Below are 26162 nucleotides of genomic sequence, written 5' to 3' on the forward strand. Positions count from 1 at the left end.
ACAGGGAAATGTCCAGATAGGGGTATAGCTCAGTTGGTAGAGCAGTGGTCTCCAAAACCACGTGCCGAGGGTTCAAATCCTTCTGCCCCTGCCAGAGAAATTCATAAGAAATGGCTGGAAATCCAGGGCTTATGCGGGTTTCCGGCCATTTTCGATTTATGTCGATCAATTCGCTTGAATGGATTAAAATAATTATTGCATGTCCACAGGTTCCCTGTCTGCTGGCTGAACTCTGCTTCATCAAGTTCAGTACTATCGCATTTTCACCTGTCAGTAAATGATTTACGGTAAAATATATTACATAAAATGTTATATAATAGATTAAAGAAAGAAATCGATTTAGTATTCTGAATTTAACCGGCCTAATTAATGGTTTCTTTTAACTGCTACATTTGACTTGACAGATTCAGGTAATACCTATATAATTATTCTATGTAATATGACTTACAAAACCCCTGCCTTTCGGCGGATGGGAGGGAAGATAAATGGCTGAAATCCGATTAAAAGAGAATGAATCTCTGGACAGTGCTCTTAGACGGTTTAAAAAGCAGTGCGCCAGATCTGGAGTGATCGCGGAAGTTCGCAAAAGAGAAGCTTATGAAAAGCCCTCTGTCAGGCGGAAGAAAAAATCCGAAGCGGCACGCAAACGCAAGTTTAAGTAAGTACTGCTTGCTGCCAAACGATAGTAAAAAAGCGGGCATTATGCCCGCTTTTTTAAACGAATTTCACGATCGCGTACAGGGGGTGCTCTTTTGTCTTTGTTTCTGCCGACAGTTTCCGTTGGAAAAGCGACGGATATCACGCCGGAATTGATCCGCGCCATGAACGCGAATGCAATTCTGCTCGATGTCGACAATACGCTTGCTCTACATGGCTCTCAAACGCCTTTTCCGGGTACGGTCGAATGGGCAAAGCAGATGCGCAAGGCAGGAATTCGCCTTGTATTGGTCTCAAATAATTTCCAAAAACGTGTTGAGCCGTTCGCTGCAAAATATGGCCTTCCATTTCTCTCGCTTTCGCTGAAACCTTTTCCGGCGGCGTATCACCGTGCCGTCAGGCGCCTTGGCGTTGAACCGGAGGAGGCCGTGGTGGTCGGCGACCAGATTTTCACGGATGTTTTCGGCGCGAATTGGGCCGGCATCAAATCCATTCTGCTGGTTCCCGCTGGCATGGAGCAATCCCTTTCTTTCAGACTGCGGCGCGCTTTAGAAAAGCCAATCAGAAGAAAAATCAAGGAAAAAGGCTACGGCAGCCAATTTACAAATAAAGGATGATGGATTTTGGACCATAAAAAAATTCTGATCCTTCTCGGACCTAATCTGAATATGGTCGGGGTCCGTGAAAAGGGAGTTTACGGCGATGAAACTTCGGAAAGCATCAACCGTCAGATTGAGGAGTATGCGAAGAGTTTGGGATACGAATGTGATATTTTCCAATCCAATCATGAGGGGGAACTGATCGACCGGATTCATGCCGCAAGAAACGTTTATGACGGCGTTGTAATAAACGCGGGGGCGCTGACGCATTATAGTTATGCGCTTCGCGACGCAATCGCGTCCGTAAGGATCCCTTTTATCGAGGTGCACATGAGCAACATTTATGCAAGAGAGGAATTTCGCCATAAAAGCGTTATTTCCGGCGTTTGCGCGGGACAAATCGCCGGCTTTGGGAAGAACAGTTACTTTTTGGCGCTTCAGGCTCTTCATGATCTGATTTAAAGGATTCTTTTCGTTGTTTAGCGGGCAGATTTGTTAAAATTCGCTTGAAAAAGTGTCTTAAATATTATACACTATCTTTACAGGAAAAAGTAAACGGAGGATTAAACCAATGATATCAGCAGGCGATTTCAGGAATGGCGCAACATTTGAGATGGACGGTAACGTCTATTCTATAATTGAATTTCAGCATGTAAAACCGGGTAAAGGCGCGGCGTTTGTCCGCACGAAAATCCGCAACGTCATTTCCGGGGCGGTCACCGAAAGAACCTTCAACCCTAATGATAAATTTCCAACCGCATTTATTGAGCGCAAGGATATGCAGTATCTTTACAACGACGGTGATCTGTATTACTTTATGGATCCGGAGTCGTTTGAGCAGATTCCGATCAGCGCGGGCGTGCTTGGCGACAACTTTAAATTTGTAAAAGAGAATATGGAATGCAAAATTCTTTCTTTCAAAGGAAATGTCTTCGGCGTTGAGCCGCCTAATTTTGTTGAGCTAGACATTATCAAGACGGATCCCGGCTTTAAGGGAGACACCGCTACGAACGCAACAAAACCTGCAACGGTGGAAACCGGCGCAGAAATTAGGGTCCCGCTGTTTATCAATGAAGGTGAAAAAATCCGTATTGACACCCGAACCGGTGAATATATGGAACGCGCTTAACTGATACTATTCTTTGGAAATCGGATTAAAATAAAAAGGGGGCACTGTAATGAAAAACACAGAACGAGTATCCTATATCAGGGGTCTGGCGGAAGGCTTGGAGCTTGATGAAAACAAAAAGGAAGTTAAAGTTCTGAATGCGATCATTGATCTTCTGGACGACATGGCTTTGACCATGAAGGAAATGGAAGACAATATGAACGACATGGCTGACCAGCTGGATGCTGTGGACGAGGATCTTGGTTCCCTTGAAGACGACTTTTATGACGACGGGGACGAAGAAGACGGCTTTGGCGATGAAGAAGACGTCGTTGACGATGACGACGACGGAATTGATGAAGCTGAATGCTACTATGAGGTTACCTGCCCGAACTGCCATGAAACGGTTTGCCTCTCGGAAGACCTTGTCAAGGACGGGCAGATTGACTGCCCAAACTGTGGGGAAACGTTGGAATTTGATTTGGACGACGCTGAGGATGCGCCCTGCACTTGCGAATCCTGCAAAAGGGACGAGTAAAAACACCTTTTTGCTGCAATTTTCAGGCACCGCTTTTGGCGGTGCCTTTTTTCGTTGGGAGTCGTTCCGACGCTTTCCGTTAGTTGACAGATGGATGGCGATCAATTATAATTGTCATAAACCTGTATCATATGATACGTTTCGGAGGAGCTATGAAAGAAATCAGAAAAACAAAAAGGTATGGTCAGGTACTATCCAAAATATTTTTATTCCATGGTGTCGGTCAGGAATTGTCTGAATCGGCATATGAGTCTTCTCTGTGCACCTGCGCGGAGTTTGAACAGGGAGAAGATATTTATACCAGAACGGATTTTCAAAGAAGTATCGGCATTGTGCTGTCCGGCGGGCTGAAGGCAATCAAGGGCGGACAAAACGGTCAGGGCATTGTTTTGAATACCTTTGAAAGCGGCGGAATTTTCGGGGTCGCGGGGCTTTTCAACAGTTCCTGCCACTATGTTTCCGAAATCGTTGCGACGCGCCGCAGCCGCGTTCTGTTTTTGCCGCAGGCGTTACTCAAAGACCTGATTTACCGCGAACCGCGTGTTGCGGAAAACTATATCATCTTTCTGTCCAGCAGAATTCGCTTTTTAAATATCTGCATTGATCATTTTACAGGCGGTTCTGCGGAAGCGAGAATCGCTCATTTCCTGGTGGCGCTGGGAGAGGGCAGGGACGGTCCCTTTGAGCTGCCTTGCTCGCTGACTCAGCTTTCAGACACGCTCGGAATCGGACGCGCCTCCCTGTATCGGGCGCTGGGTACGCTGGTCGGCAGCGGGCTGATCAAGCGCAGCGGCAGATGGGTGGAAATATTGGATCTGGAAGGCTTAAAGAGCGCAAGGTTCTGAAAGATAAATTAAAACGAAAGGGGTATTTCTTGGAATGAAACGATCGAAACGGATCGCAGCGCTGATTCTGGCGGCAGCAATGCTTTTCACCATCACTGCGTGTTCTTCATCCGGCCAGGAGAGTTCAAAGGTCTTACAAGCATCTTCCTCAATTTCTTCTTCCAATAGCAGCAGTGATTCGGCTAAGACGGTGGTTCGAGTCGCCGGACTGAAGGGGCCCACGGGCCTGAGCATGGTCAAGCTGATGAGCGACAGCAAGAACGGTGACGCGTCGGGAGACGATCAGTTTACGATGGTATCATCACCGGATGAAATCGTGGCGAAGATCAGCAGCGGAGAAGTTGACGTTGCAGCTGCTCCGACCAATCTCGCAGCCGCCCTTTACAATAAGACGAACGGCGGAGTCCAATTGGCGGCGGTCACGACGTTGGGCGTTTTATATGTTCTGACCGCCAACGGCGAAACCATCAAAAGCCTTTCCGACCTAAAAGGGAAAACGGTCTACTCTTCCGGGCAGGGCGCGACCCCGGAATACGCGTTAAATTTTATCCTTCGACAGAGTGGACTTGAGCCGGGAAAGGATGTGGACGTCGAGTATAAGGCGGAACACGCGGAGCTTGCCTCTATGATGATTGCGGGAAAGGTGAAAATCGCCGTACTGCCCGAGCCGTTTGTAACACAGGTTTTGTCAAAAAACAGTACGGCAAAAATCGCGCTGAATCTGACGGACGAGTGGAATGAGGCGGCAAAAAATCAGAGCGTACTGACCATGGGCTGTCTGATTGTAAGAAAGAAATTTGCACAGGAAAATAAATCCGCGCTGGACTCTTTTCTGGCTGATTATAAGGCATCTGCGGATTATGTCAGAACAAACCCCGGCAAAGCGGCCGTACTTTCCCAACAGTTTGGAATTATGGACAGCGCCGTTGCGGAAAAGGCGATTCCGAACTGTGCGATTGTTTATATGGACGGAACGGAAATGAAGGAAAAAATCCCTGAATTTTTAAATGTCTTGTATCAGGCAAACCCGAAATCGGTTGGAGGAAAACTGCCGGCAGATGATTTCTACTATCAAAAATAAGAAGATTCTCCGCCGCCTATTCGTCGGCTGTATTTCCATTATCTTTTGGATTTGCGTCTGGCAATGGGCTTATTGGGCGGTGGGGGAGGAGATTCTTGTCGTTTCTCCCTTGGAAGTCCTGAATCGGCTTGGTGTTTTGCTCCGCCATTGGAGCTTTTGGCTGACTGTGATTCTTTCCATGCTCAGAATCCTGGAAGGGTTTCTTCTGGGGGTCTTTCTGGGAACCGGCATCGCGGTTCTGACGGAGGTATCCCGTATCGGAAGTGCGTTGTTCCGCCCGATCATCGGAATCATGAAAGCTACGCCGGTCGCTTCCTTTATTATCCTTGCCCTTGTATGGATGAAATCGTCCCAGGTTCCGGTGTTTGCCTCCATTTTGATCGTTCTGCCGATTCTGTGGGCGAATGTATCGGAAGGAATCAGAAAAACGGATCACAGCCTGCTGCAAATGGCGGAAATGTATCGCTTTGGCAGAGTTGGAACGGTTAAAAGGGTTTATCTGCCTTCCGTCCTTCCGTATTTTACCGCCGCCTGCACAACGGGAATGGGGATGGCATGGAAGGGCGGAGTTGCCGCTGAGGTTCTGTCCTCTTTGCCGCTTTCTCTGGGCGGCGAAATCTACCGCTCAAAAATATACCTGGAAACTACGGACCTGTTCGCATGGACCGCTGTTGTAATTCTGCTCAGCGTATTGCTGGAGCGTGCGATGCTGTATGCCGTAAAAGCCGCGGGGGTACGGTTCGGATTTTATTCCGGGGAGGGATACGATGAGGATTGAAATCCGCAATGCGTCCAAATCGTATCATGGCGCTGCCGTCTTAAACAACTTTTCCCTGTCCCTTCCTCAAACGGGCACAGTGTGCCTGTTTGGCCCTTCCGGCTGCGGCAAAACGACGATTCTGAACTGCATTGCCGGTTTGGAATTCCTTGACTCCGGCCGGATCCTCGGAACCGAAAATCTAAAAATATCTTATTTGTTTCAGGAGGATCGGCTTCTTCCCTGGAATACCGCGCAGAAAAATATAGAGGCGGTGCTTCCACGGGAAAACAGTCGGGCGCTCGCGACGGAATGGCTGCGTCTTGTGGGACTGGAAGGGGCCGCGGACAAATATCCGTGCCAGCTCAGCGGCGGCATGAGAAGGCGCGTCGCAATCGCAAGGGCTCTTGCCTATGGAGGCGAGCTGCTTCTTTTGGATGAACCGTTTCAGCGTCTGGACGCGGGCAGCAAAGGCCGGATGATGGAGCTGATCGAAAAAAAAGCGGAGGGAAAACTGAAAATACTTGTCACACATGACAAAAAGGCAGCGGACCGTCTTTCGGATATTGTTTATCATTTTGATGGAAAAACCAGTGAAATATTGGACAATATAAACGGTGAAAGACAACAGTAATCCCTGATCATGGGACGATTCACTCCAAAATTAAGAAATTGCTTGTTTATTTTGTCGGGAGTTTGTGCTATACTATTCCGGTTAAAAACTTAAGTATTGGAGTAATTTGATGATAAATAAAAGGGACGGGTTCAAAAAACTGATTCCACAAATCGTGATTGACGCAGTATGTGTTTTTTTCAGCTATTGGATTGCTTTTGTCCTTCGATATGAAAATCATGTACCGTTTCTGGATGTCATTTCTTTCCAAAGCAGTATCCCGTGGATTACAATGGTTTGTCTTGCGATATTCGCCCTGTTCCGGTTTTACAGTACGATGTGGCAGTTTGCCAGCCTGGATGAGTTGTTGCAAATCTTCTTTGGGACAACGACAGCTTGTCTTTCCGTAACGATCCTTGGCTATACGGTTTTCCCAAAAGTATTGAGTTCCGACGGAATCAGTATATATCGTTTTCCGAACAGTGTATATGTGATTGGATGGGTTTTGACTCTGTTTTTTGTCGGTGCCTCCAGATTTGGGTTCCGGCTGGCGCACAGAAGTCTGAAAAAACGCTCGGCGCTTCGGGATGAAACCGATGAATACAGCCGTGTAATGGTGATCGGCGCGGGTGAAATGGGTTCCATGATCATCAAGGATCTGAAATCTTCGCCTCATTCCAAAGGAATTCCGGTTGTGGCTGTCGACGACGACAAAAAGAAGCGTGGTACGCGGATTCACGGCGTCAAAGTTGCCGGAGGCAGAGAAAGCATTCAAAAATTGGTTGACCGCTACCGGGTCGATCAGATCATTTTGGCAATCGCGACCGCTTCCAACAGGGACAAGCATGAAATTCTGAGAACCTGCGCGGCAACGGGCTGCAAGCTGAAGACGGTGCCCGCGCTTTATGAAATTCTGGAAGGCAACGCGGATCCGCATAAGGTCCGGGACGTGAATATCGTCGATCTTCTGGGCAGGGATGAAATTAACCTGGATGTGGAAAAAATCAGCGGCTATCTGAAAAACAAAACGATCCTTGTTACAGGGGGCGGCGGTTCCATCGGCAGCGAGCTGTGCCGGCAGATCGCGATTTTCCACCCGAAAAGGCTGATTGTTTTCGATATTTATGAAAATAACGCTTATGAGCTGCAAAACGAGCTGCACCGCCGTTATCCAAAGCTTGATATGGACGTGGTGATTGGCTCTGTCCGTGATAAAAACCGCCTCCGCAGCGTTTTCGACGCGTTCCGGCCCGATGTTGTTTTTCACGCGGCGGCCCACAAGCATGTTCCGTTGATGGAACTGAGTCCGGGCGAAGCGGTAAAAAACAATGTGTTTGGAACGCTGAATGTTGCGCAGACCTGCGATGAATTTCAGGTGAAGCGCATGGTTCTGATTTCAACGGACAAAGCGGTTAACCCGACGAATATCATGGGCGCGACCAAGAGAATCTGCGAGCTGATCGTTCAGTATTTCAGCCGCCACAGCAAAACCGGCTTTGTAGCGGTGCGGTTTGGCAATGTTCTGGGCAGCAGCGGCAGCGTCATTCCTCTTTTTATGCGCCAGATTGAGGAAGGCGGACCTGTTACGGTGACGGATCCTGAAATTGTCCGGTTCTTTATGACAATCCCCGAAGCGGCGCGCCTTGTGATACAGGCGGGCGGTATGGCCAAGGGCGGCGAAATCTTCGTACTGGACATGGGTCAGCCGGTCAAAATTGCGGATCTTGCGAGGAATCTGATCCGGCTTTCCGGATTAAGACCGGATGAAGACATTAAAATACAGTATACGGGGCTGCGGCCGGGTGAAAAGCTGTACGAAGAGCTTTTGCTTGATTGCGAAGGCGGATGTCAGAAAACTTCTCACGAATTGATTTACACAGGATCACCGATCCCGTTTGATGAAAATACTTTTCTTTCGCAATTGGAAAGCCTTCGAACGGTTGCCGGCGTCAATAACCCAAAAATGCTTGAGCTGGTACATGAGTTGGTCCCAACTTACTCGGGGCATGCTGAGAAAACGGATCTCCTTGCAAAGTAGAGAAAGACATTTCTGTGCGGACTAGACGGCTGCCGTTTATTCTGGTACAATGGAACTGGAAGGAATAGCCTTTCTCCATTGGGGAAGAATTATATATCGAGGTGCGTATATGGCTGATGAAAAACGGTTTGCCGTTCTGATCGATGCGGATAATGTTTCTGAGAAATATGTTAAATTTATACTGGATGAAATATCAAACGACGGAATCGCGACAATTAAGCGGATTTACGGGGATTGGACCAAGCCGACTATGAGTTCCTGGAAAAACGTTCTGCTGGATAATTCGATTACTCCAATCCAGCAGTATGGGTATACGACGGGCAAGAACGCGACGGATTCCGCAATGATTATCGACGCGATGGATATTTTATACGCGGGTAACATTGAAGGTTTTTCCATCGTTTCCAGCGACAGCGATTTCACCCGTCTTGCATCCAGGTTAAGAGAGTCCGGAATGTATGTGGTCGGCATGGGTGAAAAGAAGACGCCAAACCCTTTTATTGCCGCATGCAACAAGTTTAAATATCTTGAAATCCTGGCACAGACTCCGAATCTTACGGACGATCAGCCGACAGCGGCTGCAGTGGAGCAGGTCAGCGGGCTGGATCACACGTCGTTAAACGAAGTCCGCAACACCATACGAACGATCGTGGATGAGACGTCGGATGACGATGGATGGGCAGCCCTCGGGGATGTGGGGAACATTCTGAATAAGCGCTACCCGGACTTTGATGTGCGTAACTACGGATTCAAAAAACTGACTCCGTTTATCAATTCCCTGAAAGTGTTTGAGATACGCTGCAGCCGCAGCAAAGACGGGCATGTTCGTCTGATTTTTGTCCGCGAAAAGGGACGGCGCGGTTCAAAGTCATAAAAAAGAGAACAAGAAACGGGAAGAGCCTTTTCAAAAGACTTTTCCCGTTTCTTGTTGAAGATTCTCAGGACGGAGCTGACGTAAAATTGTCGTCGGTCAGCTTTTCCTTTTTTGCCATGAGCGCCGATATTATCCAGCAGACAATGCTCTCCGCTCCTTCGTTCCCGTTTATCCCGTTTTTGGTCAGTCCGTCGCGGCAGCCGCCGGTTTCCCGGTCAATCAGCGGTTTTTTCAGTGAATTGTCGCCTAAATACCAGCGATAGCACCGTACTGCGGACTCGCGGTACCCGGGTTCCCCGGTCAGACGATACGCGGCAAGGCAGGCAAGCATGGTGCAGCAGGCTTCCACGGGCTGTTCGTCGAATTCGGCGGGAGAGCCGCCTCTTTGATACCATCCCTTGCACCCGATCGGATGGAAAATTCCATCTCTTATGGTTATTGAAAGCAGAAAATCGAGACTTTCGAGCGCGACGCTTTCGGTTTTTTTCTGATGTGCCTTTTCGTTGGCGCATAACAGCGAAAGCGGAAGTATCCCGCTGCAGTACGTCATCTGGTCTTCAAACCATCGCCAATCCTCTCTGCGGCTCTGCGCATATGTATCGACGATGGAGTCACACAGGGTTTCTGCTCCGGGCAGCCCGGCCGGGTCACCCCACAGCAGCAGGCCGGTCAGCGCATAGGCCTTCCCTTTCAGATACGAAAGGGTGGAACAGCTTCGATACGTTTTGGAGAGCAGCTTTTGTGAGGCCTGTAAAATGGAAGATGGGAGGTCCTTGCGGCCGGCGGTAAATCCCAACGAACAGATACATCGCCCAAAGGAGTCTTCCGAACCGCGTTTTTCCAGAAACCTTCGGTCATAGCCCATAAAGTTTCGGAACCAGCCTCTTTTTTGCGCAAACAATAAAAAGGAGGTATAGCGGTAAAGAAGATCTTCATATTTCTTTTCAGGGGACAGCTCGTACAGCAGATCCGCCATAATCAGAGCCCGCGCGTTGTCGTCCAGAGTGTAGCCTTCCGTTGGGTCCGGCACACCTGAAACGGCATGCTGAAGCATGCCGGTATCGTCGGTGATGCGAAAAACATACCTGTCGTCAATCAGTTCATTCATGCCGGTGGTTCTCCTCTCTGAAGTTCTGTTTGAAAGAGATGCAAATAATGAAGAGCGACCTCTCCCCAGTACATTGTTTTACCAAGTTCCTGTGTTCGTTTTTCCATTTCTTCCTGCTGTTCCGGGTGTGTCATAACTTCTTCAATCCGTTCGGCAAGTGTCGCGGGGCTGCGGAAGTCGGCCAGAAGGCCCCTTCCGTCCTTCAGCATTTCTTCGGCGTACAGGTAAGGAGTAGAAATGATTACCCTGCCGTATCCCGCCGCGTAGGCGAGAGTTCCGCTGACCGCCTGGTCTTTGCCAAGGTACGGCGTCATATACACATCGGATAACTGAAGATAGCGGATGATTTCTTCTATTTTCAAATAGCGGTTTACAAAACGGACTTTTTCTTCCAGACCGAAATTCTTTACGGTGCGTTCCAATTTTTCGCGGTATTTTTCACCGTCCCTTCGCTTTACCACGGGATGTGTTTGGCCTAGAATAAAATATAAAATGTTCGGATGCTTTTTGGCTACTCTCGCGATCGCTTCTATCCCGTACTCCAGCCCTTTTCCCGGACTGATGAGTCCAAAGGTGCTGACAATAAAGCGGCCGGTCAGCCCTAACTCTTTTTTCAAAGTATCCCGTTCGGCAGATGGATATTCGGGAACCCCATGGTGAACCACTTCTATTTTTGTTTTCTCGATTCCATAAGTGTTTTGCAGAATATCCACGGTGTTGCTTGCCATGGTTATGATCTTTCGGCTTTTGGCAGCCAGAGTGCTCATGATTTCTTTCTGTGATTCTGCCGGATTCGGCAGGACCGTATGGAGTGTGACAAAGTAGGGGATTTTCAGCCTGCTGGTCAAATTCAAAAGAAATTTACCCCATTTTCCCCCATAAATCCCGTACTCATGCTCAACCATTAAAAGATCAAAGCCGGAGCTGTTGATTTTTTCTGCGGCTTCGGCATATGCTTCTTCATTTTGCTGTTCAATTGTAAATTTGATTCTGGGAGGATAGGAATACTCCGAATCGCTGACCGCGGCTACCGATGTGTCGACCTGCCCGGTCTTTTCAAGTTCGCAGATCAAATCCTGTGTGAAGGTTGCAATTCCGCAGGCACGCGGGGGATAGGTGCTTAAAAACAGGATTTTGATTTTTTTTTCTTGACTCAATTTGTTACAATCCTTTCTTCCATAAGTGCTGATTATATAACCAGATGCCGTTTGCTTTCCTGGGAGTAGATGGTATTCGCGCACTGAATACCGCTTCCGATTCTGCACCCCGCGGTGACAACGGATTTGGAGATGCTTACCCCGCTGCCAACCGAAACGTTGTTCCAAAGAATACTGTCGCTGATGACGCACCCCCTTCCACTTTCAAACCCGCTGCCGACAACGACATTCGGCCCGACAGTAACATTGGCTCCGATCCGGACATCGTCACCAAACCATACGGGTTCGATGACCTTCGCGGTATCGTGAATCTGAATTTTTTCCAGACCATAGATACGATTCGTCAGAAAATTGTTCTCCGGTATTTTACACAGTCCGCTGAAAATATCGGCGTGAACACGCATATATTTTTCAGGCGTACCGATGTCAATCCAGTAGGTGCCTCCGCGGTAGACCGCAATTTTATACCCATTCCGCAAAAGAGCCGGGAACGTCTCCTTTTCAACGGAAACAACCCGGTTAGAAGGAATCAGGTCCAGTACCTTCGGATTAAAAACGTAAATTCCGGCATTGATATAATCGGATTTTTCTTCTCCTGGTTTTGGCTTTTCGGTAAATGTGGTTGCAAAGCCGAATTCGTCATATTCGATCACTCCGTAACTGGAAGGGTTTGGAACCCGTGTGGCCGCAATGGTGACGTCCGCCCGTTTCTTCTTGTGAAACTCGATCATGTCGTTCAGGTCGATATTGCTGACAATATCGGAGTTAAAAATGATAAATGTGTCGTCAAAATAGTCGGCGCAGTTTTTAATTGCGCCGCCTGTCCCCAAAGGAATGTCTTCACAGACATAATGAATGTTGACGCCAAATTCGTTGTTGGAAAAATATTTTTCAATATCATCAGCACGGTAGCCGGTGCTGAATACAACTTTATTTACGCCGCATTCTTTCAGTGCTTCAATACTGCGCTCCAGAAGCGGCCGGCCCATAACGGGGACCATCGGTTTCGGAAGATGGTCCGTCAAAGGTCTGAGACGCGTCCCTTTTCCCCCTGCGAGAAAAAGTGCTTTCATACGATTTCCCCCTTGCTTTTCAATCAGAATTGATGAGCTGCTTCGGCTTCATTGATCCTTTGGTGCCGGGCAGCTCTTTATATATTCCAGTAAATCACTGACGGATGCGGTTGCCAACGCGATACAGGTATCGGCGCCGCCGTAGTACATTTTTACCTTCCCGGACGGTTTATCCAGTACCCATCCGCACGGGAAAACAACATCCCGTACATCACCCTCACGTTCATAGCTTTCCTCAGGCCCGAAAATCCATTCATCGCCGCGATGCAGTACTTTCCACGGGTTCTCAAGGTCAAGAAGGGCAAGCCCCAGCCGGTAGATGGAACCGGATGCGGTTCGCTTTACCCCATGGTACAGAATCAGCCAGCCTTCCGGAGTTTCCAGCGGCTGAGAGCACAGTCCGACTTTATTGGCATCCCACCAGCCGCCGCTTCTCGCATTGATCAAAATACTGTGGTCGCCCCAATATTTCAAATCGCTGGAGCAGGAAACCCAGATGTGGGCGCCCGGCCCGAGGCGAGCGACGTTCCCAATGTGAGTTCCAATGGGCCGGTGGATTAGAATCCATTTGTTTTTAAATTTTTTGGGAAAGAGCGCAGCGTCCTTATCTTCAGGCGGCATAATGGAACCCATTTTTTCAAAATTGACAAAATCTTTTGTCAGTGCCAACGAAACTGTCGGGCCGGAACGCGAAAACGATGTATAAACCACAGCCCAGCGATTCAGTTCATCAATTCGCGAAATCCGCGGATCTTCAATTCCCCATGCTTCTTCCGGGTAATCCGGATTTGCTTCCAGTGTGGGACATTTGTCAATCTGCCAGTTGGTTACACCGTCATCGCTGATGGCTTTTGTAAAATGAGAAAAGCCCCGCCGGTCTTCGACCCTCGCGAGAAGAAGTATTTTATCGTTAAAAACAGTTGCTGCAGGATTAAATACAGTATTGACCGCGTACGGCCAGTCCTTTGCGGTCAGAATCGGATTGTTTGGGTAACGGAGAAACAATTCCTTATAGGTGTTGTCGTTGCTTTTCAGCCTTGTTTCAAAATGTCTCATGATGTGCCTCTTTCATGCTCTTTTAAGAGAAATAAAAAGCAAGCCGACCGTAATTGAAAAGCCGATTAAAGCGGCGGCCGGTAATGCAGTCTTTTGATTTGGACCGTTTACATCCTTAATTAGTATTAATCCAAAGTAATAAATCATTCCTGAAAATTATAATTGTTATTTAACTAAAAAAACGGAAAACGCCTTCAGATTCTGAAGGCGTTTTCCGTTTTGTGAAAAGAAGTATGTGTCCAAATGCTACTCTTGTAATCAATTTAAGTGAAAATGATGGATCATTGATTCAACTTCCAAAACAATATTTTACAGGCTTTACGTAAAATTGTCAATATAAAACAAAAAATCTTTTTTAATTTTATGTTAAATTGTAGGATTCAATAATAATTTGCTTCTTTTTTTGTAATAATCATTTATTTTCTAATATTTTCAAAAAAGCTGTTTCGATGTCTTACTTTACAGCCAAATTTTATGCTGCATTCCAATTATAACATGCAAAAATGCATGATTAAATTTTTTTGTTGCAGATGATGAAAGAAATAACGCATAAATTTCTTAATTTTACTCTTGCTGACTATTGATTGAAAAGGCGGAACATGATAAAATAATGTCCAAGGATGCAGAGGGCGTTTGACAAAAATCAGTCAGACGCCTTTTGCTCATAGTCTATTATGAAGAATGTTGGGAGTGTTATGGATTGAAGAAAATGAACAAATTGATTGCGTTTGTGCTTGCTGGTGCAATCTCGTTCGCGTCACTTGCAGGATGTGCGGGAAACGGAGCAAGCCCCGCCGCAGCTTCCGGTTCAGCGTCCGGGGCGGCGCCAAGCCAGAAATCCGAAGCGAGCGATACTCTGACCTATGCGCAGGGCGCTGAACCGAGAGGACTGGATCCCGCGCTTGTCGACGATGGCGAATCCGCCAAAGTTACATGCAACATTTATGAAGGGCTTCTGAAATACGACAAGGATTCCACCAAAGTCGAACCCTGCCTGGCGAAAACCTGGGATATCAGCGACGATGGGCTTACATACACGTTTCATCTTCAGGAAGGCGTAAAATTCCAGGACGGCACTGATTTCAACGCGGACGCGGTTGTCTATAACATCGACCGTCAGCTTCCGCCTAAAGTGACAAAAGATATGTCCTATGCTTCTTTTGTTTACAGCTCTGTGAAAAGTGCCGAGGCGGTAGACGAAAATACGGTAAAAATCACATTGAATTCGTCCTGCACTCCGCTGTTGAAAAATCTGGCCATGGTTTTCGGCGCGCCGGTCGTGAGCCCGAAAGCCTTGAAGGACAATAATAATAATGTTAACCAGGCTCCCTGCGGCACGGGTCCGTTCAAATTCGTTCGCTGGGATAAGGGCGAAGACATCGTTTTGATCCGGAATGATAATTACTGGGGCGACAAAGCCAAATGCAAAAATGTCGTTTTCAAATTCATTGCGGATAACTCCGCGCGTGTTGTTGCTTTGAATAACGGCGAAGCGGATATGATCGACGGTATTGACGCGACGGTCGTCAGCCAGATTCAGAGCGCAGGAAACAAGCTGTATCAGGCAAAGGGCATGAATACCAACTATATGGCGTATAACACCAGCAAGGCTCCGTTTAATGATGCAAAACTCCGCAAAGCGATTTCACAGGCCGTAAATGTTCCGGAACTCGTCAAGAGTCTGTATCAGGGTTATTCCGAGCCGGCAACCTCCATCCTTCCGACTTTTATTGGCGGCTACGACAAGAGCATTACCCAGACTGCCTATGACGCTGACGCCGCTGCGGCAACCTTAAAGGCCGCCGGTCTGACTCAGGTTCATATGATTACCTATACGAACCCAAGACCGTACAATACCGTAAACGGGCAGGCTCTTGCAGAAGCGATTCAGGGTTATCTGTCCAAGGTTGGCGTGACCTGCAAAATTGATTCTTACGACTGGACGACATATAAATCAAAGGTAACCGAGGGCGACTACGACATTTGTTTCTACGGATGGAACGGCGACAACGGTGACCCGGACAACTTCATGAGTCTGATGTCCGTGGACGACCCCAGCCAGAACGTCGCCCGTTACAAAAATCCTGAATTCAACAAATTGATTGCACAGGGCCTTTCCACTCCCGAAGGCGACGCGCGCAACGCGATTTACACACAGCTTGAGAAAATCGCCGCCGAGGATAATGTATGGCTGACGATTTCCCACGCGCAGAACCTCTGCGGCTATCGTCCGAATATCCATGATTTCTATTATCATGTAACCGGTGATGTCCCGCTTGTAGGGGTTTCGAAAGACTAGAAGAAAGCTTAAATGAATGCGGCAGCGCCGGGCATTTGCTTTGATGCGATGCCCGGCACAAGCTGTTTGCAGAGAGTACACCTTACCTGAATTGCCGCAGGGCGTTCGATTTTAAACAGCGGTTTACTGTTCAAAATCGAGTGCCTAAGGCGGAAAGGCTGATGCAAATGATAAAATATATGATCAAAAGAATCTTGATGCTGATCCCTGTATTAATCGGTGTCTCCATCATTGTGTTCCTGATTATGCGTGTGTTTTCTCCAGACCCGGCGCCGATTGTTCTGGGCGAACATGCGACGCAGCAATCCATGCAGGAATGGAGACAGGCAAACGGCCTGAATGATCCGATCTGGCTTCAGTATATCAATTACATAAAGGATGCGATGACCGGAAATCTGGGAACCTCTTATTATACAAAAGCGCCGGTTACTCAGGAGATTTTTTCACGTTTTCCTGCTACAATAGAACTGGCAATCGCGGCGATCATTTTTGCTTCACTATTAGGAATTCTTCTTGGAGTTGTGTCTGCCGTCAAAAAGAATTCGGTTTTTGACAACGGCGGAAGGATCCTTGCGTTGATCGGTGTTTCCATGCCGATTTTCTGGCTCGGCATTCTGCTGATTATTCTGTTTTCGGGAACACTGCATTGGCTGCCGTCAACAGGCCGGTTAAATCCGCTGTACCAGCCAACGCAGATTACGGGATTCTATCTGATCGACTCCCTCCTGACAGGAAATATGAATGCTTTGGTTGACGCGCTGAGGCATTTGGTTCTTCCCGCGCTCGCGCTCGGCATGTATTCCATGGCGATTATTACGAGAATGACGCGTTCCAGCATGTTGGAAAGCATGAGCCAGGATTATATTCGAACCGCCAGGGCAAAGGGGATAACCAACCGGCGGGTGATTCGTAAACATGCTCTTCGCAACGCGCTGATCCCGATTGTGACGGTCATCGGCCTTCAGTTTGGCAGTCTTCTTGGCGGAGCGGTTCTGACGGAAACCGTTTTTTCCTGGCCGGGGATCGGGGCATATACGGTCAACTGCATTCTGAAATCCGATTTTCCAGTTGTGCAGGGGGTAGTTTTGCTGATTGCGGTTGTTTATGTTCTGGTAAATCTTGCGGTGGATATTATTTATGCGTTCCTTGATCCCCGTATTAAATACGCTAAGAAGGAGGGGTAGCCTGTATGAGCCAGGTGAAAGAAGGAAAGAAGCCGGTACAGGCGGAACGGAACGCGGATAAGCCGGAGTCGCAGGTCAAAGCCATGTGGGAAGCTTTAAAAACGAACAAGGCTGCGATTGCGGGAATGTATCTCATCCTGATTCTTACCGTTGTCGCGGTTGTTGTCTGGGCCAGCGAACTGATGGGAATGCGGATTCTGCCGTACGACCCGAATGATTCCGATTTATCCCAGAGCTTTGTCGCGCCCAACAGCCAACACTGGTTCGGAACAGACCAATTAGGCCGCGACATTTTCAGCCGTGTACTTGACGGAACCAAAATTTCGCTGTTCGTCGGAATTGCGGCGGTTGCGATTTCCATGACCATAGGCGTCGTTTTTGGTTCCATAGCGGGATATCGCGGCGGGAAGACGGACACGATTATTATGCGCTTTATGGATATGATGCTTGCGATTCCTTCCATTCTGCTTGCCATTGCCTTTATGGCGGCGTTGGGAAAGGGAATCGACAAGGCGATTATCGCGATCGGTCTGGTTTCAATCCCGGAGTATGCCCGTATCATCCGCGGCAGTATTCTTTCCGCGAAAGAAAACGATTATGTTCAGGCGGCTCGGGTCATCGGCAACAATGATTACAGCATTATATTTAAACATATTCTGCCTAATGTTGTGTCTTCCATCGTGGTTCGCGCGACGCTTGGGGTTTCCTCCGCCATTCTGGATACGGCCGCCCTTGGTTTTCTGGGGCTAGGCGTTCAGCCGCCCTACGCCGAATGGGGCGATATGCTGGGCAGGGCGCGTGGATTTATTTTTTCCGCTCCTTACACACTGGTCTTTCCCGGTGTGGCAATTACGATTACGGTTCTGGCGTTTAACTTGTTCGGCGACGGACTTCGTGATGCGCTTGACCCAAAGTCCAGATTAAGATAAGGCGGTACGGAATCATGTTGCTTGAAGTGAACCATTTAAAAACGGATTTTAAACTGAAAAAGGGAATTGTGCACGCTGTGAACGACGTCAGTTTCGGCATTGAAAAAGGAGAAATCCTTGCGATTGTAGGAGAATCCGGTTCCGGAAAAAGCGTAACCTCGCTTTCCGTCATGGGACTTTTGCAGGAGCCCGGCAAAGTCGTGGATGGCGAGATTTTGTATAAAGGCGAAGATCTTTTGAAAAAGAGCGAAAAGGAACTTCAAAAGATCCGCGGGGATCAGATTTCGATGATCTTTCAGGAGCCGATGACCTCGTTGAATCCGGTCTATCGAATCAAGGACCAGATTATTGAAAGTATTATGACCCACATGAAGCTGTCCCAGAAAAAAGCGCTTGCCCGTACGGTTGAAATGCTGAAAACAGTCGGCATTCCTTCCCCCGGGCAGCGCGCCAATGATTATCCGCACCAGATGAGCGGAGGCATGCGCCAGCGTGTTATGATCGCGATGGCGCTGGCCTGCAATCCGGAGCTGCTGATTGCCGACGAGCCGACAACCGCTCTGGACGTGACGATCCAGGCTCAGATTCTCGAGCTGTTATATTCGTTGCGTGAGAAATTTAATATGGCCGTTCTGCTGATTACGCACGATCTCGGCGTTGTTGCGGAGGCTGCGGATCGCGTTATCGTCATGTACTGCGGTCAGATTATGGAAGAAGCGGATGTAAAAAGCCTGTTCGCGAATCCGATGCATCCGTATACGCTTGGGCTTCTTAACTCGATTCCGCGAATTGAGGACGAAAGCGGGGAACGGCTTTATATGATCAAAGGTATGGTTCCAAATCCGTTACATATGCCTCAGGGCTGTCCGTTTTCCGATCGCTGTGACCGCTGCATGGAACGGTGTACCCTTGAAATGCCGGAACTGAAAGAAGTGGGCGGGCATCAGGTGCGCTGTTTCCTCTACAATCAGGAAGCCGGAAAGGAGGCGGAGAACCGGTGAGCGATACTTTAGTGGAGATTCAGAATCTGTCAAAGCACTTTACTGTGGAAACCAATTTCTTTGGAAAGCCGACCTCCGTACTGAAGGCGGTGGAGGATGTTTCCTTCACAATTCAAAAGGGCGAGGCGTTTGGCCTTGTCGGGGAATCAGGGTGCGGAAAAACCACGCTTGGAAAAATGCTGGTAAACCTTTACCGGCCGAGTTCCGGGAAGATTTTGTACGACGGAACGGACCTGACCGCGCTGAACGAGAAAGAACGCAGGAAGTACTGCAAGGATATCCAGCTGATTTTTCAGGACCCCTATGCTTCCCTGAATCCAAGGATGACGGTCGGTGACATTATTGCGGAACCGATCCGGATTAATCATCTGCTGCCGGAGGGCAAAGTGGAAGACCGTGTGATTGAACTGCTTAACTGCGTCGGTCTTGCACAGCATCAGCGCAACCGCTTTCCCTATGAGTTTTCCGGCGGTCAGCGCCAGCGCGTCGGAATTGCGAGAGCGCTCGCCGCAAATCCAAAGCTGATTGTATGCGACGAACCTGTTTCAGCGTTGGACGTATCCATTCAGGCACAGGTACTGAACCTTCTGGACGATCTGAAAGATGAGTTTGGGCTGACTTACCTGTTCATTGCACACGGGCTGAACGTGGTCAAACATATCAGCGACCGGGTCGGCGTCATGTACCTGGGAAAAATGTTGGAAATCGCCCCCAAAAAGGAGCTGTATTCCAATGCGCTTCATCCATATACCAAAGCACTTCTTTCGGCAATTCCACTCATTGATCCTACAAAGAAGAAAGAGCGCATCATTTTGCAGGGAGAGGTTCCAAGCCCGATCAATCCTCCGTCCGGGTGTCGTTTTTGTACCCGGTGCAGTCGGGTCATGGATATTTGCCATCAAGTAACACCGGAGCTGAAAGAGATTATGCCGGGACATTATACGGCATGCCATCTGTACGACGAGCAAAACACATCGGGGCAACAATAAATAAGAACAGCGTCCGCTTAGTTCGGACGCTGTTCTTATTTTATATAATTGGTGAGGAATAAAGGCTTTTGATTTTGGGCGCAGCTGCAATAAAATTTATTAGGATTCCGGAAGCTTCGCGTCGCGCAGGAAAGAAGAAGAGAGTATCCCCAATAGCGCCACTGCGATTCCCACTTGAAATACACGGTTGACTCCGGAAATTTCCCATCCGATCACATTTCGTGCTGTCAGGACTGTTCCAAAAAATGCGCTCCCGGTTGCCGTCCCGATATTTCGAAAAAGGGTTACGGCGGATGTTACTGAGCCGATCCGACATTTGGAGACTGAATTCTGCGCGTTGACATTTCCTACAGGCATATTCATTCCAACGCCCCAACCCATGATAACGGCATTCAAGATCAAAACGGAGTAACCGGTTGACTTGTCCATGACGGAAAATCGCCACATGCTGAAACCGATTAAGCAAAAACCGATCAATGACCAGATGCGGTACTGATTGGTCCGGGAAATCAATCGCCCAACGATGTTTGCGGCAAGGACCAGGCTGACCATCATCGGCGCCAGCACCAAGCCCGAATCGGTTGCGCTCATCTTAAGAATATTCTGTTCAAAATAAGGCAGATAAACGACTGCGCCGATTAAACTCATCTGGTTAAAGAACGATAAGGCCAGCGCCATGTTGATTCTGCGGTCGGTAAAATATGCAGAGGGAAGAACGGGATTTTTTGCCCGGCGCTGCAAAAGGATGAAGATCAGAAGCATCAGGGCGGCAAAAACCGCCATTCCAACGATCCACGGCGAGTTCCAGGGCAGCACGGCTCCGGCAAGGCTGAGGGAAGTCAGAACCGGGAATAAAATCAGAGCAAGGACAATCATGCCGGAAAGATCGGTCTTTTGTTTTGAATCCGGCCGATTGCCAGGCAGTGTGAAAAACAAAGCGAGAAAAGCAAAGACGCCAATCGGCAGATTGATATAAAAAATCCATCTCCAGCCAAACCGGTCGGAAAGGAAGCCGCCGGTCACCGGGCCGATCAGATTAGCGAGACCGTACATGGAAGACACGATTCCCGTATATTTTCCGCGCTCTGCCGGCGGAAACAGGTCCGCAATGATCGTAAAGACTCCCGCTACGATGATGCCGCCGCCTGTTCCCTGCAATGCCCGGAATAAAATCAGTTCCGTCATGTTCCCAGATATTCCGCACAGAGCGGAACCGGACAGAAACAGGGCAATCCCGCAGAGGAAAACCGGTTTGTGTCCCTGAAGATCAGAAATGGCCCCGGAAATCGGAATTGCAATCGTTGAAAACAGAAGATAGGAAGTAAAGGGCCAGGCGTAATAGTCTTTTCCTCCGATATCTTCCACAATTTTTTTCATGGCAGTGCTGAAAATAGTGGAGTCCATTGCATAGATCAGCAGGCTCGCCATTAAGCCGGCAAAAATCGGAATCAGATGCTTGATCCTTGTTTGATTCAATCGTATTCACTCCTATATAATATATTAATATAAAGTATACTAATTTAGCAAAAAAATCAGGAGTCCTCCTCCTTCATTTTTTTCAGATAATTTTCGGTCCAATTACAGAAAAGCTGATACATGTCGCGGTAAAGCCCTATGATTGCGTTTGCTTCAGGAAGGCTTTCTTTTTCTTTGAGAGATTCGGCTAAATAATACTGAGAATTGTTCAGGTTATCAAGCAGTTCTTCCAACACGCGTATGGAATCTGCATGATTTAGTTTGTTCAGATGGGCGATCAGGGTAGCGAAGTCAATGTAGACGGTTCCCGGATTTTGTGCCAAATGTTCCATTAAGGACACGAAATACTTGCGTCCATTTTCGTTGACCGTATAGACGGTCTTTTCCGGCATCTCGCCATCCCGAACGACTTCAGCGTCCAGATATCCGCGACGATGGAGATTTACAAGGTTTTTATAGATGGCGGGTGTGCTGATTTTAGTCCAGCGACGAATATTCATGGATTCCATTTTCTTCTTCATCTCATAAGCGTTTAAAGGCTTTTTTAACAGAATGCCAAGAAGCATGATGTTTACTGTTGACATAAGGTGGTCTCCCTTTATGGTATACTTTACACTACATTTAGGATAGGCCTTTTTGATCATAATGTCAATACCTTTTTATTCAATTGATTTAAACCCTCTGTAATCCTAATTTAACGTAAATTTAACATCATTCAAATAAAATAAAAATGCACTTTTATGCCCGATTCTCATTTGGAATCGAACAATTCGGAATAAATCATCCGAAGAAAGGGTACATAAATCAGTATGGAAATAAAATTGGTTTTAAAGGATCTCAATCTGTTCTACGGAGATTTTCAAGCACTAAAAAATATTTCGCTGGAAATTCCCAAAAATCAGGTCACCGCTTTTATCGGTCCCTCCGGCTGCGGAAAATCCACCTGCCTCAAAACGATCAATCGCATGAACGACCTGGTGGAGAACTGCCGGATTGAAGGATTAGTCGCGATCGACGGCGAAGATATTTACAGTCCGCAAATGGACGTCACTTTACTTAGAAAGAGGGTTGGAATGGTATTTCAAACCCCGAACCCGTTTCCAATGACGCTGTATGACAATATAGCCTACGGTCCGAAAATTCATGGAATACGATCGAAAAAGCAGCTGGATGAAATCGTGGAACAGTCCCTTCGCAACGCCGCGCTGTGGGACGAGGTGAAGGACCGGCTGAAAAAGTCCGCGCTGGGCCTGTCGGGCGGGCAGCAGCAGCGGCTTTGCATTGCAAGGGCCCTTGCGGTGGAGCCGGAAGTGATTTTGATGGATGAACCGACCAGCGCGCTCGACCCGATTTCAACGCTGAAAATTGAGGACCTGATGGATGATCTGAGAAAAAAATATACGGTCATTATTGTGACTCACAATATGCAGCAGGCCGCCAGAATCGCGGACAGAACCGCGTTTTTCCTGCTTGGAGAGATCGTGGAATACACCGACACGGTCGAAATGTTTAACCGGCCGAAGGATGAGCGGACGGAACGGTATATTACCGGCCGCTTCGGCTGACTTGCTTTTTTGCGGCTTTCAGTGATACTATAAGGAGGATGAACCATGCCGAGAAAAATATTTGACAGGGAATTGGAAGATCTGATCTCCAGAATGACGGAAATGGGCAATGCGGTGGACCGGAAAATAGAACAGACAATTTCCGCGTTAAAGACAATGGACCTTGAGCTTGCCGCTGAAGTTGCTGGTTCCGACAATGAAATTGACCGAATGGAGCACAGCATTGAAAAAAACTGCATGGAATTGATTTCTTTACAGCAGCCGATCGCCGGCGACCTTCGCATTATTGCCGCCTGTCTCAAAATTTTAACGGATATTGAGCGCGAAGCCGACCAGTGCGCGGATATCTGCGAAATTCTTACGGTGGGGGAGTTGAACAGGAACAGCCTGGCGACTGCGCATGTGGTTCAGATGCTGGAGACGGCCAGAAAAATGTTTCGCCGGTCGATGGATGTGTTTCTCAGCCGGGAAGTTGAAGAGGCAAGAGCCGTCTGCAGGGCGGATGACGAAGTTGATTCGATGTTCTCTAAGATTATTCTTGAGGTCTGTACAATTATCACGGAGAATCCGCAGAATGTCATGCGGGAAGTCGATCTTCTCTTCATCTCAAAATACGCGGAGCGTATGGGCGATCACGCGACCAACATTGCCGAATGGGTTATTTTTATGGAAACCGGAGTCCATCCCGATCTGAATGAGGGAGAATTATAAGCGGGAGGGTACTATGTCGCTGATTTATGTTGCCGACGATGAACCGAATATCAGAAACATTGTTTCAATCGGCCTGAAGGACAGCGGATTTGAAACGGAAGAGTTCGCGGACGGAACCTCCCTTCTGAACGAAGTGAGGAGAAAACGTCCGGATGCGATTGTTCTGGATTGGATGATGCCGCAGCCGGACGGACTGACGGTTTGCCGCATTTTGCGGGAAAACGAGGAGACTCATTCCGTCCCGATTTTAATGCTGACGGCAAGAGGAGAGGAAATCGACCGGGTGCTCGGGCTTGAAATCGGGGCGGACGATTATATCGTGAAACCGTTCAGTATTAAGGAGCTCTGCGCTCGCGTCAAGGCGGTTTTGCGCCGAACCGGCCGCAGGGAAGAACCGCGGGACGAAGTCTTTCGCCACGGTTCCCTTGTTGTGGACGTACTGCGTCATCAGGTTTCACGCGACGGCAGGCCGATCGACCTGACCGCGAAGGAATTTGACCTTTTGGTCATGCTGATGAAAAACCGGGGAAGAGTGATGACGCGCGATTCCCTTCTGGACAAGGTCTGGGGTGTGGAATATTTCGGGGATACCCGAACGGTCGATGTTCATGTGCGCTATCTGCGCCAAAAAATAGAGGAAGACCCGGACTCTCCCGTTTGCATTCAGACAGTCCGGGGAGTCGGGTACCGATTTTCCGAGGATTGACCGGAAGGGGGCCGCAAATTGAAAAAAAGGCTGATTGCAATTAACGCGGTCATCGTGATTATCGGATTCACGGTAGCATTTACCATTGCGGGAATGAAGATACAAGCGCAGTACCGCATGGAATTTACAAACCGTCTGGATACCGCCCTTGCAATTCTTCAGACGCGGAAAGAAGATATTTTGCAAAACCCAAAAACTGTCGCGGAGAATGTCGGCAAAGAGCTTTCCCAGTCCGGGCAGCAGATTCGGATCAGCATTATCGACCCGTCGGGGAAAGTAGTAGGGGACAGCGCAAAGGAAGAAATTGACCAGAACCACTTAACAAGGCCGGAAATCCAAGCGGCTCTGCACAGCGGCAGGGGATATGATACCAGAATGAGCGCAAGCGTTCAGCAGCGGTATTATTATGAGGCAATCTATCTTCCGGGCAACTTCTATCTGCGGGCGGCGCTGCCGACGGCGGAGCTGGATGCCGCGCTGAAACGCCTGTGGATGACGGCGCTGCTCAGCATGCTGCTGGGAATCGCGGTGGTCTGCGCTTTGACGGGATATTTGGTATACCGGGTGACGGAACCGCTTCAAAAGCTTTCGGCGGCTGCAAAACAGATTTCCGGCGGGGACTACTCCTGCCGGGTGGAGGGCAGTTTCCGGGACGAGGTGGGGGAACTTGCCCTCTCTTTCAACCGGATGGCGGAAAGTACGGAGAACGCGGTCGCACAGCTGAAAAGCCAGCAAAAGCAGCTGGAAGGCGTGCTTCAGGGAATGAACGACGGGGTGATCGCCGCCTCGAAGGACGGTATGATTCTGTTCATGAACCAGAGCGCGGGCCGGTTGCTTAAAAACCCCTCCATATCCGCGGGAAGAAAGCTGGAGGGCAGCCTGCTGATTAACCGGATCGCCGAAAGGATGAAAGCGGCCCTTCAGGGCGATTCCTTCGACAAGCAGAATATTGAGACCGAGGACGGAAAGCAGTATGCCGTTTATACGGCGGTGATTCCGGGGCAGAGAGACGCCGCCGCGCTGGCGGTAATTACGGATGAAACCAGAATCCGTAAGCTGGAGCGCCTGAGGAGCGAATTCGTCGCAAATGTCACGCACGAGCTGAAAACTCCGCTGACTTCGATCCGCGGCAGCATCGAGCTTTTAAAAAGTACAAACCGGGATGAAAAAACGCGGCTTTACTTTTATGACGTTCTGGATATTGAAGCGGAACGGCTTCAGCACCTGATCGACGATATGCTCGTTTTATCACAGATTGAAAACGCGAAAGAAGATCCGTCGGCCCGCCCGTGCGTGGTGGCGGACGCGGTGGAAAACTGTATTTCACGTTTAAGGCCGGTCGCGGAGAAATCCGGAATTTCCGTTCAGATGCAGGTGGATCCTTCTCTGATTGTATCCTGTTCCCCAACCAGACTGGAGCAGCTCATAGGCAATTTGATTGAAAACGCCATTAAATATAATCGCCCGGACGGACGGGTCGATATTATTGGCGTGCGGCAGAGAAAAACAGCGGTCATTCGCGTGAAAGACACCGGAATCGGAATTGCGCCGGAACATTTCGGAAGGCTGTTTGAACGTTTTTACCGTGTGGATGCCAGCAGGTCCAGGGAAATCGGCGGTACAGGCCTCGGCCTTTCCATTGTGAAGCACCTGGCCGTTTTGTATGGCGGAGAAGTGGGCGTGGAAAGTCAGGCGGGAAAAGGAAGCATTTTTACCGTCAGGCTTCCTCTTGCGCAGGATGGGTCGGAGAAAGGCGCTTTACAGCCGATAGGAGACTGAAATCTAAAAAAGAGATGGA

Annotated in this window: 26 protein-coding genes and 1 tRNA gene; 21 read left to right on the plus strand and 6 right to left on the minus strand. The window is 48.6% G+C overall.

What is annotated here, in order from left to right:
• Positions 1-18: 18 nt before the first annotated feature.
• From ACLQ3M_RS10620 to ACLQ3M_RS10675, 12 genes are all read left to right on the plus strand, one after another.
• A tRNA-Trp gene (locus tag ACLQ3M_RS10620) sits at positions 19-94 on the plus strand.
• Between the two features lie 391 nt (positions 95-485).
• Positions 486-662, plus strand: a complete 177-nt coding sequence (rpsU, locus tag ACLQ3M_RS10625) for a 30S ribosomal protein S21 (RefSeq protein ID WP_411677659.1) — start codon at positions 486-488, stop codon at positions 660-662.
• A 90-nt stretch (positions 663-752) separates the two neighbouring features.
• Positions 753-1274: a YqeG family HAD IIIA-type phosphatase gene (locus tag ACLQ3M_RS10630; RefSeq protein ID WP_411677660.1), complete on the plus strand. Its 522-nt coding sequence runs from the start codon at positions 753-755 to the stop codon at positions 1272-1274.
• Positions 1275-1280: 6 nt separating this feature from the next.
• Positions 1281-1718: a type II 3-dehydroquinate dehydratase gene (gene aroQ, locus ACLQ3M_RS10635; protein ID WP_411677661.1), complete on the plus strand. Its 438-nt coding sequence runs from the start codon at positions 1281-1283 to the stop codon at positions 1716-1718.
• A 109-nt stretch (positions 1719-1827) separates the two neighbouring features.
• The gene (gene efp, locus ACLQ3M_RS10640; RefSeq protein WP_411677663.1) at positions 1828-2385 is read left to right on the plus strand and encodes an elongation factor P; all 558 of its coding nucleotides are present in this window, start codon (positions 1828-1830) and stop codon (positions 2383-2385) included.
• 49 nt (positions 2386-2434) lie between these two features.
• Positions 2435-2902 (plus strand): CD1247 N-terminal domain-containing protein, encoded by a 468-nt coding sequence (locus tag ACLQ3M_RS10645; protein ID WP_411677664.1) that lies wholly within the window; start codon positions 2435-2437, stop codon positions 2900-2902.
• Positions 2903-3054: 152 nt separating this feature from the next.
• Positions 3055-3747 carry a Crp/Fnr family transcriptional regulator gene (locus ACLQ3M_RS10650; protein WP_411677665.1) on the plus strand — a complete coding sequence of 231 codons (693 nt, stop codon included), beginning with the start codon at positions 3055-3057 and terminating at the stop codon, positions 3745-3747.
• A gap of 34 nt (positions 3748-3781) precedes the next feature.
• Positions 3782-4828, plus strand: coding sequence for an ABC transporter substrate-binding protein (locus tag ACLQ3M_RS10655; RefSeq protein ID WP_411677666.1), 1047 nt, complete (start codon positions 3782-3784; stop codon positions 4826-4828).
• Entirely contained in the window at positions 4806-5606 is an 801-nt protein-coding gene (locus ACLQ3M_RS10660) for an ABC transporter permease (protein ID WP_411677667.1), read from the plus strand. Before ACLQ3M_RS10655 ends, ACLQ3M_RS10660 begins: the two co-directional genes overlap by 23 nt.
• Positions 5596-6219, plus strand: a complete 624-nt coding sequence (locus tag ACLQ3M_RS10665) for an ABC transporter ATP-binding protein (RefSeq protein ID WP_411677668.1) — start codon at positions 5596-5598, stop codon at positions 6217-6219. The genes ACLQ3M_RS10660 and ACLQ3M_RS10665 overlap by 11 nt, the downstream gene beginning before the upstream one ends.
• Before the next feature lie 109 nt (positions 6220-6328).
• Positions 6329-8236, plus strand: coding sequence for a polysaccharide biosynthesis protein (locus tag ACLQ3M_RS10670; RefSeq protein WP_411677669.1), 1908 nt, complete (start codon positions 6329-6331; stop codon positions 8234-8236).
• Positions 8237-8345: 109 nt separating this feature from the next.
• Positions 8346-9110, plus strand: coding sequence for an NYN domain-containing protein (locus tag ACLQ3M_RS10675; RefSeq protein ID WP_411677670.1), 765 nt, complete (start codon positions 8346-8348; stop codon positions 9108-9110).
• Between the two features lie 64 nt (positions 9111-9174).
• Here the strand turns inward: ACLQ3M_RS10675 and ACLQ3M_RS10680 are convergent, their stop codons facing one another.
• The 4 genes from ACLQ3M_RS10680 to ACLQ3M_RS10695 are packed head-to-tail and all read right to left on the minus strand — an operon-like array spanning position 9175 to position 13504.
• Entirely contained in the window at positions 9175-10218 is a 1044-nt protein-coding gene (locus ACLQ3M_RS10680) for a glycosyltransferase (RefSeq protein ID WP_411677671.1), read from the minus strand.
• Positions 10215-11375 carry a glycosyltransferase family 4 protein gene (locus ACLQ3M_RS10685; RefSeq protein ID WP_411677672.1) on the minus strand — a complete coding sequence of 387 codons (1161 nt, stop codon included), beginning with the start codon at positions 11373-11375 and terminating at the stop codon, positions 10215-10217. The genes ACLQ3M_RS10680 and ACLQ3M_RS10685 overlap by 4 nt, the downstream gene beginning before the upstream one ends.
• Positions 11376-11407: 32 nt before the next feature.
• Entirely contained in the window at positions 11408-12448 is a 1041-nt protein-coding gene (locus ACLQ3M_RS10690) for a sugar phosphate nucleotidyltransferase (protein WP_411677673.1), read from the minus strand.
• Between the two features lie 48 nt (positions 12449-12496).
• Complete coding sequence (locus ACLQ3M_RS10695) at positions 12497-13504, minus strand: glycosidase (protein ID WP_411677674.1); 1008 nt, start codon at positions 13502-13504, stop codon at positions 12497-12499.
• 700 nt (positions 13505-14204) lie between these two features.
• Here ACLQ3M_RS10695 and ACLQ3M_RS10700 point away from each other — a divergent pair.
• From ACLQ3M_RS10700 to ACLQ3M_RS10720, 5 genes are all read left to right on the plus strand, one after another.
• Complete coding sequence (locus ACLQ3M_RS10700) at positions 14205-15803, plus strand: ABC transporter substrate-binding protein (protein ID WP_411677675.1); 1599 nt, start codon at positions 14205-14207, stop codon at positions 15801-15803.
• A 167-nt stretch (positions 15804-15970) separates the two neighbouring features.
• Positions 15971-16987, plus strand: a complete 1017-nt coding sequence (locus tag ACLQ3M_RS10705) for an ABC transporter permease (protein WP_411677767.1) — start codon at positions 15971-15973, stop codon at positions 16985-16987.
• A 5-nt stretch (positions 16988-16992) separates the two neighbouring features.
• Entirely contained in the window at positions 16993-17916 is a 924-nt protein-coding gene (locus ACLQ3M_RS10710) for an ABC transporter permease (RefSeq protein WP_411677676.1), read from the plus strand.
• 14 nt (positions 17917-17930) lie between these two features.
• Entirely contained in the window at positions 17931-18917 is a 987-nt protein-coding gene (locus ACLQ3M_RS10715; protein ID WP_411677677.1) for an ABC transporter ATP-binding protein, read from the plus strand.
• Complete coding sequence (locus tag ACLQ3M_RS10720) at positions 18914-19906, plus strand: ABC transporter ATP-binding protein (RefSeq protein ID WP_411677678.1); 993 nt, start codon at positions 18914-18916, stop codon at positions 19904-19906. Before ACLQ3M_RS10715 ends, ACLQ3M_RS10720 begins: the two co-directional genes overlap by 4 nt.
• A 99-nt stretch (positions 19907-20005) precedes the next feature.
• On the opposite strand, the gene ACLQ3M_RS10725 is transcribed toward ACLQ3M_RS10720, so the two are convergent.
• Positions 20006-21382: an MDR family MFS transporter gene (locus ACLQ3M_RS10725; RefSeq protein ID WP_411677679.1), complete on the minus strand. Its 1377-nt coding sequence runs from the start codon at positions 21380-21382 to the stop codon at positions 20006-20008.
• 56 nt (positions 21383-21438) lie between these two features.
• Positions 21439-21966, minus strand: coding sequence for a PadR family transcriptional regulator (locus tag ACLQ3M_RS10730; RefSeq protein ID WP_411677680.1), 528 nt, complete (start codon positions 21964-21966; stop codon positions 21439-21441).
• 225 nt (positions 21967-22191) lie between these two features.
• Here ACLQ3M_RS10730 and pstB point away from each other — a divergent pair, with 225 nt between their 5' ends.
• Genes pstB through ACLQ3M_RS10750 form a run of 4 tightly spaced genes read left to right on the plus strand, consistent with a single transcriptional unit; the run spans position 22192 to position 26143 of the window.
• On the plus strand, positions 22192-22947 hold the full coding sequence (pstB, locus tag ACLQ3M_RS10735) for a phosphate ABC transporter ATP-binding protein PstB (RefSeq protein WP_411677681.1): 756 nt from the start codon (positions 22192-22194) through the stop codon (positions 22945-22947).
• Positions 22948-22992: 45 nt separating this feature from the next.
• Positions 22993-23658, plus strand: coding sequence for a phosphate signaling complex protein PhoU (phoU, locus tag ACLQ3M_RS10740; RefSeq protein WP_411677682.1), 666 nt, complete (start codon positions 22993-22995; stop codon positions 23656-23658).
• Positions 23659-23671: 13 nt separating this feature from the next.
• Positions 23672-24364 (plus strand): response regulator transcription factor, encoded by a 693-nt coding sequence (locus tag ACLQ3M_RS10745; RefSeq protein ID WP_066643863.1) that lies wholly within the window; start codon positions 23672-23674, stop codon positions 24362-24364.
• Between the two features lie 18 nt (positions 24365-24382).
• Positions 24383-26143 carry an ATP-binding protein gene (locus tag ACLQ3M_RS10750; protein WP_411677683.1) on the plus strand — a complete coding sequence of 587 codons (1761 nt, stop codon included), beginning with the start codon at positions 24383-24385 and terminating at the stop codon, positions 26141-26143.
• The last annotated feature ends 19 nt before the right edge of the window (positions 26144-26162 follow it).

It is taken from the genome of Caproicibacter sp. (genome assembly GCF_046707225.1).
In the GTDB taxonomy this organism is placed as follows: Bacteria; Bacillota; Clostridia; order Oscillospirales; family Acutalibacteraceae; genus Caproicibacter.

Bases quoted from the DNA above. Each gene is read 5' to 3' on its own strand.
- ACLQ3M_RS10745 (WP_066643863.1), top strand. From the start codon at position 23,672: ATGTCGCTGATTTATGTTGCCGACGATGAACCGAATATCAGAAACATT.
- rpsU (WP_411677659.1), top strand. From the start codon at position 486: ATGGCTGAAATCCGATTAAAAGAGAATGAATCTCTGGACAGTGCTCTT.
- ACLQ3M_RS10665 (WP_411677668.1), top strand. From the start codon at position 5,596: ATGAGGATTGAAATCCGCAATGCGTCCAAATCGTATCATGGCGCTGCC.
- ACLQ3M_RS10655 (WP_411677666.1), top strand. From the start codon at position 3,782: ATGAAACGATCGAAACGGATCGCAGCGCTGATTCTGGCGGCAGCAATG.
- ACLQ3M_RS10730 (WP_411677680.1), bottom strand. From the start codon at position 21,966: ATGTCAACAGTAAACATCATGCTTCTTGGCATTCTGTTAAAAAAGCCT.
- ACLQ3M_RS10710 (WP_411677676.1), top strand. From the start codon at position 16,993: ATGAGCCAGGTGAAAGAAGGAAAGAAGCCGGTACAGGCGGAACGGAAC.
- ACLQ3M_RS10675 (WP_411677670.1), top strand. From the start codon at position 8,346: ATGGCTGATGAAAAACGGTTTGCCGTTCTGATCGATGCGGATAATGTT.
- ACLQ3M_RS10695 (WP_411677674.1), bottom strand. From the start codon at position 13,504: ATGAGACATTTTGAAACAAGGCTGAAAAGCAACGACAACACCTATAAG.
- ACLQ3M_RS10715 (WP_411677677.1), top strand. From the start codon at position 17,931: ATGTTGCTTGAAGTGAACCATTTAAAAACGGATTTTAAACTGAAAAAG.
- phoU (WP_411677682.1), top strand. From the start codon at position 22,993: ATGCCGAGAAAAATATTTGACAGGGAATTGGAAGATCTGATCTCCAGA.
- ACLQ3M_RS10670 (WP_411677669.1), top strand. From the start codon at position 6,329: ATGATAAATAAAAGGGACGGGTTCAAAAAACTGATTCCACAAATCGTG.
- ACLQ3M_RS10690 (WP_411677673.1), bottom strand. From the start codon at position 12,448: ATGAAAGCACTTTTTCTCGCAGGGGGAAAAGGGACGCGTCTCAGACCT.
- ACLQ3M_RS10660 (WP_411677667.1), top strand. From the start codon at position 4,806: ATGATTTCTACTATCAAAAATAAGAAGATTCTCCGCCGCCTATTCGTC.
- efp (WP_411677663.1), top strand. From the start codon at position 1,828: ATGATATCAGCAGGCGATTTCAGGAATGGCGCAACATTTGAGATGGAC.
- pstB (WP_411677681.1), top strand. From the start codon at position 22,192: ATGGAAATAAAATTGGTTTTAAAGGATCTCAATCTGTTCTACGGAGAT.
- ACLQ3M_RS10705 (WP_411677767.1), top strand. From the start codon at position 15,971: ATGATAAAATATATGATCAAAAGAATCTTGATGCTGATCCCTGTATTA.
- ACLQ3M_RS10645 (WP_411677664.1), top strand. From the start codon at position 2,435: ATGAAAAACACAGAACGAGTATCCTATATCAGGGGTCTGGCGGAAGGC.
- ACLQ3M_RS10680 (WP_411677671.1), bottom strand. From the start codon at position 10,218: ATGAATGAACTGATTGACGACAGGTATGTTTTTCGCATCACCGACGAT.
- ACLQ3M_RS10650 (WP_411677665.1), top strand. From the start codon at position 3,055: ATGAAAGAAATCAGAAAAACAAAAAGGTATGGTCAGGTACTATCCAAA.